This window comes from Thalassococcus halodurans, assembly GCF_900108225.1.
GTDB lineage: Bacteria > Pseudomonadota > Alphaproteobacteria > Rhodobacterales > Rhodobacteraceae > Thalassococcus > Thalassococcus halodurans.
The window spans coordinates 660,544-673,513 of record NZ_FNUZ01000001.1 but is presented as its reverse complement, the minus strand read 5'-3'; the positions used below and the strand labels follow the sequence as shown (position 1 = coordinate 673,513).

Sequence of the window (12,970 nt, the reverse complement as noted above, 5' to 3'; positions counted from 1 at the left end):
TTCTTAAATTTTTCTTGGGTTGTGCGTGTGACCGTGCGAGTCTTGTTGCATTGTGAAATGTATTCAGGGCGTTCCGGTGAAAAAACTTTTGTCTCTTTTTTCGAAAAATGAATTGCTTGGCGGCCCGATCGGGATGGATCTCAAGCGGTTGAATGGTGTGCAAAAGGGTTTGGGCGACGCCGCGATTGCCTATGTGGGGCGGGGTGACGAAGGCTCGGTTCTGTCTACGCTTGCCAATGTCGATGTCGCCAAGACGCTGGAACTGGACCGGCTGTATAGCAATGACGCCGTCACCATTAATCGCTGGAACTATATCGCACGGCAGGCGCACGACGCCGAGGTGATGGCACGCTATGGCGAGGTGCTGTCAGCTGCCATGGGATCAGCGCGCGACTTTCTGGTTGGCACCAAACACGTGCCGCAACCGCTCAGGGTGTTGTTCGCGAACGCGGGGCAGGGGTTGATCAAGCAAACCAACAGGTGGCCCCGAGAAATGATCGATGCCAAGGACTGCGCACTGTCGCCCGAATTTGCGGCGCAGATTTGCGTGGCTGCGGGTGGTTCGGCTGTCGATCTGTTTGATGTGGTGTTCAACGACGACGGACGCTGGGCCAGCCGCGATGATATCCGTGGCCTGACCAAGATTTTCGATTTCTCGGACTTTGCCAAACAGAATGTACCTGCCCTGTTAGAGGCCGGTCGCCGGATGGCTGCCGAGGGAAAGGTGAACGCCATCGCCGCCATGGAGCGATGGGAGATGTTCAATCACCCCGACACCCGAGCCTATCTGGTCGAGGCCTGTGCTGACAGCTCCAAAGCCGTGCGCAAAATGGCGGTGAACGTGCTGATGGCGCAGCCCGAGGCCGAGGTTCTACCAATGGCGACAGACATGCTGACCAATGGCAAAGTGGCCGTGCGGGGGGCGATGGTCGATCTGTTGGCCGGGATGCGTTCCGAAGCGGCGTTGAACGTCTTGCGCGATCACCTGCCAGCCGAAAAAACCGCCCGCATCAAGGCGTCGATTGAAAGCGCGTTGGCTGTTGATCTGGTCACGCAGGCGTCCACCGGCGAAGATGGCGATGACAACACCGGCTACATCGCTCTGGATGGCACCCGCGTTGATATTCCGCCGTTGGCACCACTGGCCTCCGAACCGGACATCTGGTTTGGCGATGACGATAAGGCCGACCTGATCAAGCTGATCGAAAAAGAAAACGAAGAAATCGAGCGGCGCAATGCCAATCGCAGCGGGCGGGGCTATCGCCCTAAACCGATCAGCACCTCGCTTGCGGGTAAAATCATCAAAATCTTCAACGGTGACCCCGAAGATCTGGATTCCAAAGAAAGCCGTCGATTGGTGTCTTTGATTCAGCACACACTGAAGGACAGTTGGACGACCGAGGCACTGTCGCGCATGGCACCGAAACGCGCGTTGCGGTGTGCCAGCGTGCTGGAGCGCGGTTTCAGCGCGGCGTTTAATCAGAGCGGCTGGTCCGCGGCCCAGAATTTTTTGGTCAATTACGTAAACAGCGAAAACGCCGATTATCGCCACCTTGAGGCGATGAATGTCGCCAACAAAACAGTGACCTACGGCCCATGGGCTGACCGCAAAACGCGCGAAATCAAACCCGGCGATCTGCTGCGTTCCGAATTGGCGAGCGAGTGGACCTATTACGACATCGCCGATCTGAACAGCGATGCGCTCTGGCCCCTGTTGGCTGAAAGCTTTGATTTGTTCGACGAAGCCTTCGGCATGCGCCCGCCCGGCGAACCTGCGCCGCGCAAGTTGCTGGCGGTGCAGTTTCTGAACCTGCTGCCGAAAACGCCCCAGCGCTACTATGGCCCGCTTCTGGAACTGGCCACGGGGACCGGCAAAACGGGCCGTGCCCTTGCCCGCGAGATGCTGAAAGGCGCGCCCGGTCTGGAAGAGCGCGCCATCGCCTTGCTGGAAGATACCCGTCAGGATGTGCGCGCAGGTGCCGCCGAATGGCTGGCTGATCTGGGGGCTACAGGTGCGGCGAAACCGCTGAAGGCACGACTTAAGAAAGAAAAGTCCGATCTGGCCCGCGCGGCCATCCTGACGGCGCTTTCGCGTCTGGGGGTCGAGCTGTCCGATTACGTCGGCCCCAAGGCGCTTTTGGCCGAGGCGGAAAAGGTTCTGAAAAAGGCCAAGTTCGATAAGCTGGACTGGCTGATCAGCGATCACATGCCCGCGCTGAAATACAAAGGCGGGCAAAAGGTGCCGCCCGAGGTGATCAAGGCGTGGCTGTTCCTTGCCAACAAGTTGAAGCAACCGGGCGGGAATGCACTGTTCGACATCTATCTGGATCAGCTGGCCCCCGACAGCGCGCGCACCCTGTCGACGTGGGTCTTTGATGCATGGATCGATTACGACACTCAGCGCCCGCCGGATGAAGAGGCGCACGCCTATGCCGAGAAGCACGCAGACAACAATTTCAAATACAATAGCCGCTGGATCGAAGGCTACACCCGCGAACGCGCGTATCGCGATTTGTTCAACGGGTTCAAATCCAACTACCTGAACTCAGGCGCTGCAACCAAAGGCATTCTGGGTCTGGCCAAACAGATCGACCCCGCTCATGGCGCGGCTGTTGTGCGCACCTACCTGAAGCAGCACGGATCCCGCACGTCGCAGGCGTCCGCGCTGTTGGATGTGCTGGCGGCCAAGGGTGATCCGTTGTCGCTTCAGATCGTGATTTCCGCAGCCACCCGTCTGAAACAAAAGGGCGTGCAGGCCTATGCGGGTGAATTGGTCAATGGCGTGGCCGAGGCGCGGAACTGGTCGCTGGATGAACTGGCCGACCGGACCATCCCGACGGCAGGTCTGAATGATGACGGCGTGCTGGAATTGCCCATTGGCGACGATGCCAAACCCTATTTCGCGCGGATGGACGACGACTTTAAACTGGTGGCCTTCAACCCCGACGGCAAGCCGATCAAGGCTTTGCCTGCGGGCGATGATGACAACACCAAAGCCAGCAAGAAACAGTTGTCCGCGTCCAAGCGGGAATTGAAGCAGGTCATGACCCTACAGGGCGAACGTCTGTACGAGGCGCTTTGTGCCGAACGGGTCTGGCCGGTGTCGGACTGGCAGCGCGATTTCCGCGATCATCCCTTGATGGGCCGCCTGACGGAACGCGTGATCTGGTTGGGCGTTGATGGGGACGGGAATGCGATCACCGCCTTCCGCCCGACCGCTGAAGGTGACTATGTCGATGCCGAGGATAACGAGGTTGATCCGGAAAGCTTTGCCAACATCCGGCTGGCGCATGGCGCATTGTTGCCTGATGGCGCAGCAGAGGCGTGGAAAACGCATCTGTCAGACTACGAGGTCAAACCACTGTTCGCGCAATTCGGTCGGCCCTTGCTGGCCGTCGAAGGCGACATGCCAAAGGAAACCCAGATCAAGGATCGCCATGGCTGGGTGACCGACACGTTCACCTTCCGTGGTGTGGCCTCGAAACTGGGCTACGAACGGGGCGAGGCGCTGGATGGCGGGTATTTCAACGAATACGTCAAAAACTTCCGCAGCGCCGGTCTGTGCGCGGTGATCGAGTTCTCGGGCAACTGCCTGCCCGAGGAAAACGTCGCCGCCGCACAGATGTACCTGAGCTTTCACAAGATCATGGGCAAAGGCCGCCGCGGGCGCGCTGTGCCCTTGGGCGAGGTGCCCGGCGTGTTGCTGTCGGAATGCTGGAACGATTATCGGGATATGGTGGCCAAGGGCTCTTATGATCCCGAATGGATGAAGAAGATGCCATGGATTTGAAAACCGACGTAACAACCGCCCAGCGGCTTCCGGCAGAACTGCGCTATGCGGATGAACTGACCCGCCTGCGCGACGCCGATAACGATCCGAAACCTGCCGGTTGGGCGCTGTCCCCCCGCGCCGTGCGCCGGTTTATTCTGGGCGATCCCAAGCTGGATGTGTCGCGGAAATTCTATGGCGATGACCCGCTGGTTGATCGTTGCATCGTCGCGCTGATGGGTCATCAGGGGCTGATGCTTGTGGGGGAACCGGGCACGGCAAAATCGCTGTTGTCCGAACTTCTGGCGGCAGCGATCAGCGGCACGTCCCGTCTGGTGGTCCAAGGCAGCGCAGGCGTGATTGAGGATCATCTGCGCTATGGTTGGAACTATGCGCTGTTGCTGGCCGAAGGACCCAGCGAACGCGCGCTGATCCCGTCGCCGGTGCTGACCGCCATGCAGAACGGCCAGATCGCGCGGATCGAAGAACTGACCCGCTGCGCCCCCGAGGTTCAGGATGCGATGATCTCTCTGTTGTCCGAAAAGACGGTCGCCCTGCCTGAACTGGGTGCCGCCAGCGAGGTGCGGGCAGAGCGCGGCTTTAACGTCATTGCCACCGCCAACTTGCGCGATCTGGGTGTGAACGAAATGTCGAGCGCTTTGAAACGCCGCTTCAATTTCGAAACCGTCGCCCCCATTGCCGATGCGGCCTTTGAAAAGGAACTGATCGCCAAACAGGTCCGCGACCGCATGGCCGAATACGACATGAAGGCCGATTTGCCCGAGGATGTTCTGGACGTCGTCGTATCGGTCTTTCGTGACCTGCGCACAGGGCGGGCCGCGGACGGTGCTGTGGTCGCCCAGCCGAAATCGGTCATGTCCACGGCCGAGGCGGTGAACGTCGCCCATGGGGCGCTGTTGGATGCCAGCTATCTGTCCGGCGATGCCCCGACCGGTGCCCATGTGGCGCGGCAATTGCGGGGTGTCGTGTTCAAGGATGACGCCGAAGACGCCCGCAAACTGCGCGCCTATGTCGATACGATCGCCCGCGCCCGTGGCCGGACAAGCCGCGCTTGGGCCGCCTTCCACAAGGCCGCCAAGGACGACGGATGATCACAGTCCCGCAGCAAACCCATGCGGGATGAGGCGCTGATCCATCGGGTGCGGGACAGGCTGTTCCAGCCCGACACCGGCCTGTATCTGGCCCCGATCCGCCACCATTCGCCCGCCTGCGCGTGGGCGGTGCGGGCTATGATCCGTGACCTCCGCCCGTCCCACGTGATGATCGAAGCGCCCCATGATCTTGCGCATCTGATCCCGCATCTTCTGGATCCTGACACGGTGCCGCCTGTCGCTGCGGCCAGTCTGCTTGACCAGAAAGACGGCCCGCGTCTGGCAGCCTATTACCCGTTCTGCGCCCATTCGCCGGAATGGATCGCCCTGCGCGAAGGGGCCGCCATCGGGGCCGAGGTGCGGTTCATCGATCTTGGGTCAGACGCCAAGATGCAGGGCCGTGACGACGATCAAAAAGGCCCACAGTCGCTGGTGCAGGAACAGGCGTTTGACAGCGGGGATTACATCCGCGCGCTCAGTGACCGACTGGGATGCCGCGACGGGTTCGAGCTTTGGGATCATCTGTTCGAAACCCGTTTGGGCGACCCCGACTGGCGCGGGTTTCTGCAAGACGTGGGCACCTATTGCGCCGCCCTGCGTGCCTCGACCCCTAGTGATCAGTTCGATGTCACGAATGATGATGCCCGCGAGGCGCACATGGCCGCCTGCCTGCGGGATGTGCTGGCCGATGGCGCAGGCCCCGTGGTCTGCGTGATCGGCGGGTTTCATGCGGCGGCCTTGTTAGAGCCTGTGACGACGGCAGGCAAAACGCGGGCAGGGGGCAAATCCGATGCCGCATCCTATCTGATCCGCTACGGCTATAAGGATATGGATGCGTTGATGGGGTATGGCGCGGGCCTGCCCCAGCCTGCCTATTACCAGTCGCTTTGGGATCATGCCGACGCGCGCGGCCAAGCACCGGACTGGCAGGCCTTTGCCCATGATCTGACCCAAGAGTTCGCCCATAAAATGCGCGGCGACGGCCATGGTATTTCGGTTCCGGCGCAGGTCGAAATGCTGCGCAGCGCGGAAACGCTCGCGCGGTTGCGCGGACGGCCCGGGGCGCTGCGGTATGATCTGTTCGACGGTCTGACCTCGGCGCTGTTAAAGGGCGAAGACAGCGGATCGGATGTCTGGCGGGAACGGTTCACCGAATACCTGCGCGGTCATGCGCTGGGCGATGTCAGCGACGCTGCCGGCCAGCCGCCCATCGTGGCCGACGCCATGGCCCGCGCCCGTGCGCACCGGTTTGATGTGTCCGACGGACGGCGGCGCGAACGCAGTCTCGACATCCGCCGCAAACTCGCCCATCTGGCCGCGTCCCGCTTTGCCCATGCGATGGCCGTGTTGGACAGCGGCTTTGCGACCCGCAGCGGCGGACCGGATTTCCAGAACGCCAAACAGACCGACCTCTTGTTCGAGCGCTGGGAGTACGCATGGTCGCCCCGCGTCGAGGGCCAGTTGATCGAGGCCGCCGTTCACGGTGACACGGTACCCGCCGCCTGTCTGGCCAAACTGTTCGCAGACCGTCAGGCGCTGGCCAAGGACGGACGCGCCGACGATCTGCCTGCGCTTTTGACCATGTTCAAAAGGGGGCTTCTGGCGGGGTTGGGCACCGAGCTGACAGGTTTCCTGACCGAAATCGAGGGGGCCATCAGCCGATCCGCCGATTTCGCCGACACGGCCAAGGCGATGGTCACCCTGCACGGGATCGAGGCATCGCGTGGCCCCCTGTCGCTGCCTGACGGGTTGGACATCACAAGCGTCATGCAGCAGGCCTTTGCCCGCATGATTTATCTCTGTGATGACCTGCCAAACATGCGTGACGATGCGATCCAGCCCTGTCTGGATGCGCTGCGGCTTGTGTCCGAACTGATGCGCGGGTTCGAAGGCGATGATCTGGACAAAACCCTGTTTGACGATGCGCTGGACCGTGCGGCGCTGGCCGATCCTGCGCCGGAACTGCTGGGCGCGATCACGGCCATTGCGGTGGATGCCGGCCGCAAACCCGATCACACCCTGCCTGATTTGCTAAAGGCGCAACTGAACGGCAGCGCGCCGGATTTGCCGACGCGGCTGGCTGGACTGCGGGGTGTGTTGGCGATTTCGCCTTCCCTGCTGTGGACCGTTGATGGGGTGCTGGACGCGCTGGATGAATTTCTGAACGGCGTGACGGATGACGGGTTTCTTGAACTGCTGCCCCATCTGCGCCTTGCCCTGTCCGCATTGTCCCCGCGCGAGGCCGATTTGGTGGCCGCGGCCCTGACCCGCAGACACGGCGGATCGGCCAGCAGCTATACCGCGCATTTTCACGATGTGGACGCGTCCGAGGCCGCCTTGGGTGCCAAGGTGGATGCAGAATTGCGCGCAGGACTTATGGCTGACGGATTGGACGGCTGGATTATCGGGGGTGGGGCATGAGTGACGATCCTTCGAACATCCAACGGCGTTGGCGGCTCGCGCTGGGGCGCTATGCGGAACGGCAGATGGGCGGTCTGTCCAAGTCTGATGTGCGCATGGACCGGACATTGGACTACCTCTATGGCCGCGAATACGACAAGCGCGGGCTGCACCGTCCCAAAGGCCCCGGCACTTTGGACCCGACCCAGATGAAGGCGCTGGATTGGCTGGGGTCCGCGCGCAAGCTGTTTCCGCAGTCGGTGTTCGAGGTGCTGCAGGATCACGCGCTGGACCGCTACGGGTTGTCGGACCTGCTGGATGATCCCAAGACGCTGGAAAATCTGGAACCCAATCAGGACCTTCTGAAAACACTGCTCAGCTTTCATGGCCGTGCCAAGCCCGAAGTGAAGGACAAGCTGCGGCAGGTGGCCGATGCGGTGATCCAAGACATCATGCGCCGTCTGAAATCAGACGTTCAGCGCGCGTTTTCGGGTCGCCGCAATCCTTATAAACGGTCCCACGTCGCGTCGGCGGCGAATTTCGACTGGCGTGGCACGCTGCGGCGCAATCTGAAGAACTACGATCCGGACACGGGCCGCATCATCGCCGACGATCTGCGCTTTGTGTCCCGTGAACGGCGGCGTCTGCCGTGGTCGGTGATCCTTTGCGTTGACCAGTCGGGGTCGATGACCGACAGCATCATCCATTCGGCGGTGATGGCGGCGATCCTGTCGGGCCTGCCGGGGGTCAAAGTGTCGATGGTTCTGTTTGATACGTCGATCATTGATGTCACCGAAAAGCTGACCGATCCGCTGGACACGCTTCTATCTGTGCAACTGGGGGGCGGCACGGATATCGGGCAGGCGGTGGAGTATTCCGAACGCTATATCGACACGCCCGAGCGCACGGTCTTTGTTCTGATTTCCGACTTTGCCGAAGGCGCAAGCCCCCGCAGGCTCTATCGCTCGGTCGCCCGCATGAACGAGGCGCGGGTGCGCATGATCGGATTGTCGGCGCTGGATGATCTGGGCGATCCCTATATGGACGCGCAGATCGCGGGCCGTCTGGCTGGACTTGGCATGAAGATCGCCGCCATGACGCCGGACAAACTGGCGCAATGGCTTGCGGGGGTGATGGAATGAGCCTGCGCGCCCTGATCACCTCGTTCGATGATGACGCCTTGGTAGCTTTGGCCAACAAGGGTCTATTGCGGCGCGCGCAAAAGGCGGTGCCCGACGCGCAGGTCCTGCACTTTGACGACGATGAGGCAGGAGTACAGACCGGCGGGCAGACCGTCACGATCCCAGCGGGCGGACCGCAGACCGCGACCTGCGATTGCCCGGCCACTGGCGTGTGTAGCCATATCCTGACGGCGGTTCTGGCGCTGCGAGACAGTCCGGAACCGACGGATGCAGAACCTGCGACGCCCGAGGCCCCAACTGTCAGCGCATCGGACTGGCTGGCGGGCCTGACCGCCGATCAGCTGCGCAAGTTTGCAGGGGCGGATTTCGACGGCGCTGCTGTGTTGGCGGCGACGGCCCATGTCGACCAGCGGGGCGGCAATGCCCAAGCAAGCTTTCCATCACCCGAGGCGACAGTGACCTTTGTCGCAGGCCAAGACCTGAAGGCTGCGCTGTATAAGGGGCCAGCCACACGCAAACGGCTTGTCGTTGCGGCAGGGGCGATCGCGCTGCGTGACTTGGCAGGTGTCGCTCGGGATGCGCCATTGGCCAGCCCGAGCGCTGCGCCCGCGCCCGACAGCGAAACGATGGATGCGATCCTGCGCGCGCTGGAAGAGGCAATCGGGCAGATTTTCCATGGCTCTGCCGTTTTGGCCGAAGAACGTCTTCTGGACCTCGCCATATCCGCCAAGGTCCAATCCGCGCCGCGTCTGATGGGCCAGTTGATGACCCTGTCCACGCAAGCGGGCTGGGCCGAAGCCGGTGATGTCCGGTTTGAAGGTGGGCGGTTTCTGGCCGCGCTGTCGCGGACCTATGCACTGGCGCGGGCCATTCGGCTTTGTCCTGAGGATACCGATCTGTTGGGGCAGGCGCGCCGGTCCTATCAGCCTGTCGCGGATATGACGCTCATGTGTCTGGGTCTGCATGGATGGACCACCCCCAACGGCGCGCGCGGCCTGACCGCCTATTTTCTGGATCAGGAAACCGGCGAACATAGAAGCGCAACGGTCGCCCGAGGCGCGGGCATGGATTTGGCCTTTACCGCCTATCAAGCCTATTCAAATCCGCTGTGGGGTACGCCCGCAGCGTCCCGACTTAGCGGAACTTTTTTGGTGCTGGAAAATCCGCTGTGCGCCGAAGACGGACAAATTTCGACCGGTGACAAAACACGGGCCAAAGACATTCAGCCATTGCGGACGTCCGATGTTCAAAACAGTCCGGCCCTGATCCGGCGTTGGTCCGATTTGCGCGCCGATTTGCGGGTGCGGATGGGCACCGGCCTGCGCCGTGCAGCCGCGCCCGTGCCATCGCTCATCCTGCCGCACAGCATTTCAGAACCCCAGTTCGACGACATCAGCCAGCGCTATGTCTGGCAGGCCACCGATACCGTGGGCCAGACGCTTGATCTGACAGCAACGCCTGATGACCGCCCGCGTCTTGCAAAATTGCACACACAATTTCCCGGCGCGGTGGCATTGCTGGTGCTGACCTCGGTTGTCGGGGACGATCTGATACACGAACCAGTCACGCTTTTGCTGTCGTCTCTGGGGGACGTAGAGGCCGTCGATGTGAAGTTCCGCGATCTGCCTGCGGGAAGCGCGCTGGCGCGGGCCAAAGCGGGGCTTTTGCAGGGGTTCCAGCGCCTGACCGGCAGCAGCGGGACACCCTTGCAGACCGCTTTTCCGGCGCAGGTCCTGTCGCAACTGGCCGAACAGTGCCGCCATCTTCAGCCCGACACACTTGCCCGCCTTGCCGCAGGGGCCGAGGCGCGGCAGCTATTGGTTCTGGCGGACCGACTTGAGGGCCTGAAAACACATCAGGCGCCCGAGGATATTTTGGCCACGGCTTATCTGTGCCAAGAGGCGATGATGATGCTGGCATTGGCTGATTGATACCATGGGTTTGCAACCCGTTCTTTTGAAAAGCCCTTAAGGCCGCAGTCCATTGAGGACGCGAGCCTAACGGGCAGGAGCAGTTTACAGATGAAGACATTTACACGCCGCGCGGCGCTTGTGGGTTTGGGGGGCGTTGCGGGGTACGGCCTGTCCGGCGCATTGCGCCCGAACCTTCCGGTCTATGCAGGCACAAAACCGATGCCAGCACCCTCGGGCGAGGGGTTTCTGAACGATGCCAGCGGGTTGTCCGCGACCCCGATCAAAAAGCATCTGATCCTGAACGACGCGGCAGATGATGTCTTGGTCGAAAAAATCCGCGCCGAACTGGCCGAGGCGCAGTCCGAAGGACGCCCCCTGAACGTAGGCGCGGCGCGTCATTCGATGGGCGCTCAGGCGATCCCGCGCGATGGCACTGCGATCACCTTCGACAACGGCGCGGTCGAGATCGACAGCGATGCGCAAACCTACCGTGTGCACGCCGGTGCCCGCTGGTCCGAAGTCATCGCCGCGCTGGACCCGCAAGGCTGGTCGCCCAAGGTCATGCAATCGAACCACGACTTCGGCGTGGCCGCGACCTATTCGGTCAACGCCCATGGCTGGGCAGTGCCCTTTGGGCCGATGGGATCAACCGTCAGGTCGGTGCGCATGGTGTTGGCGTCAGGTGATCTGGTGACCTGTTCGCCCGATGAAAACCGTGATCTGTTCTATATGGCGATGGGTGGCTACGGATTGGTTGGTGTGATCGTCGATCTTGAGGTCGAGATGGTCAAAAACACCCGTCTTGTGCCCAGTTTCCAACTGCTTGATGCGACGGGGTTCGCCCAGGCCTTTCAGACAGCCGTCGACGATCCGACCGTGAAAATGGCCTTTGGGCGCTTGAACGTTGAACGCGCGACGTTCTTCCAAAAGGCCATGCTGACCACCTTCCGCGAGGCCGAAGATCAGGATGATCTGCCGCCTGCGTCCGGATCAGGGATCATGTCGCATCTGGCAAGCCGCATTTACCGTGCCCAACTGGGCAACGAGCCTTTCAAATCCTTCCGTTGGTTTAACGAAACACGCGTCGGCCCCGCTCTTAGGTCCGGTCCCTACACGCGCAATTCGCTGATCAACGAACCGGTGGCGACGCTGGCCGATCGCAACCCTGATCGCACCGATATCCTGCATGAATATTTCGTGGGCTTTGACCGGTTCAACGATTTCCTGACCGCCTGTCAGGATGTCATTCCAGCGTCCTATCAGGAATTCCTGAACGTGACCCTGCGCTATGTGGCGACGGATGATAACAGCCTGCTGTCCTACGCCCCTGTTCCCCGCATCGCGGCGGTGATGTCGTTCAGTCAGGAACTGAACCAACGGGCCGAGGCCGACATGACCCGCATGACCCGCGCGTTGATCGACCGGATCGCGGATATTGAGGGGGCTTACTATCTGCCCTACCGCCCGCATGCGACGTTGGATCAGTTCAAACGTGTCTACCCATGGAGCATCGCCTTCGCCGAAGCCAAGCGGTATCTGGACCCCGATCTGGTTCTGCGGAACAACCTCTGGGATCAGTATTTGGGGCAGATTTGAGCCGATTGCAGTAAATCGCACTTGGCTAATGTGTGGTGCTGATGAGCGCCGCGCACTGATCAATGCGCGCTTTTGTTGAAGGCGGAAACCCTTTACCTTTCTGTCCATGACAACAACCGGCCAAAAGACCGTACGCGCCGTCGAACGGGCGCTGAAAATTCTGGAGCTGATGAACCGCGCGCCGGTCGTCAAAGTGCAGTATTTGGCCGAACAAACCGATCTGCCCGCGCCGACAGTGGTACGGCTGCTCGAAACCCTAGTGGGGGCGGGATATGTCCAGAAACTGGGGCGGCAGGCGGGCTATAGCGTGACCGATCAGGTCGCCAAACTGGGCGCAGGGTATCACGGCCTTCCGCAGGTTTTCGACGTTGTCCGGAAAGAGGCCGAGGCCCTGACGCGGCGCACCCTCTGGCCCGCGGCCTTGGCAACGCTGGACGTCGATGCGCTGGTCATTCGGTTCAGCACCATCCCCATGAGCCCCCTTGCGCACTACGGCTCGGCCATCAATAGACGCATGTCTTTGTTGGATTTTGCCCATGGCCGCGCCTATCTGGCCTTCTGTTCCGCAGAAGAACGCCGCCATCTGGTCGCGCTGTTACAGCAGTCTGCCTCAAGCGCAGAAGAGGCCACCGCGATCGCGCAACGGGCCGAGTCCGTGGTGGCCCTGACCCGCGCCAGTGGTTTCGGGGAACGTGCGGGCAGCAACCAGCCCGATACCCATTCTCTGGCCTTGCCACTGCGCATGGGGTCGAAACTTGTGGGGACACTGGGGGTCACCTATTTCGCCCGCGCCAATGTGGATGTTGCGGCGTTGAAAAAGCAGCTGCGCGCCACAGTGACGGCCTGCGAAAAGGGCGCCTTGGCCAACGCCCGCCAGTTGGATGAACAGCCCGCAGCCTAATGGTTTTACGCCCACGGTATCGGCCCAATACCGAATCCTCGCGTTGCCGATTTGCCACCAAAATCGCGCCGTTTCCGGCCCCAACGGGCCTTGGCGACTGTTGCGGGTATTGCACCATATCTTGGATATTCGGAAAC

7 protein-coding genes are annotated in these 12,970 nt (G+C 61.4%); all 7 read left to right on the top strand.

All coding sequences use genetic code 11. The features are described 5' to 3' along the window. The first annotated feature begins 76 nt into the window (after positions 1–76). Positions 77–3,790 (top strand): DUF4132 domain-containing protein, encoded by a 3,714-nt coding sequence (locus C4S59_RS03325; protein WP_103909030.1) that lies wholly within the window; start codon positions 77–79, stop codon positions 3,788–3,790. Next, positions 3,781–4,881, top strand: a complete 1,101-nt coding sequence (locus C4S59_RS03320) for an ATP-binding protein (protein ID WP_103909029.1) — start codon at positions 3,781–3,783, stop codon at positions 4,879–4,881. Before C4S59_RS03325 ends, C4S59_RS03320 begins: the two co-directional genes overlap by 10 nt. A 21-nt stretch (positions 4,882–4,902) precedes the next feature. Further along, a complete protein-coding gene (locus C4S59_RS03315; RefSeq protein ID WP_103909028.1) occupies positions 4,903–7,302 on the top strand; it encodes a DUF5682 family protein in 2,400 nt (799 codons plus the stop codon). After that, the gene (locus tag C4S59_RS03310) at positions 7,299–8,423 is read left to right on the top strand and encodes a VWA domain-containing protein (protein ID WP_103909027.1); all 1,125 of its coding nucleotides are present in this window, start codon (positions 7,299–7,301) and stop codon (positions 8,421–8,423) included. Before C4S59_RS03315 ends, C4S59_RS03310 begins: the two co-directional genes overlap by 4 nt. Further along, a complete protein-coding gene (locus C4S59_RS03305; RefSeq protein ID WP_103909026.1) occupies positions 8,420–10,354 on the top strand; it encodes a hypothetical protein in 1,935 nt (644 codons plus the stop codon). The genes C4S59_RS03310 and C4S59_RS03305 overlap by 4 nt, the downstream gene beginning before the upstream one ends. A gap of 90 nt (positions 10,355–10,444) precedes the next feature. Continuing rightward, entirely contained in the window at positions 10,445–11,932 is a 1,488-nt protein-coding gene (locus C4S59_RS03300; RefSeq protein WP_103909025.1) for an FAD-binding oxidoreductase, read from the top strand. A 106-nt stretch (positions 11,933–12,038) separates the two neighbouring features. Next, complete coding sequence (locus tag C4S59_RS03295) at positions 12,039–12,833, top strand: DNA-binding transcriptional regulator (RefSeq protein WP_103909024.1); 795 nt, start codon at positions 12,039–12,041, stop codon at positions 12,831–12,833. The last annotated feature ends 137 nt before the right edge of the window (positions 12,834–12,970 follow it).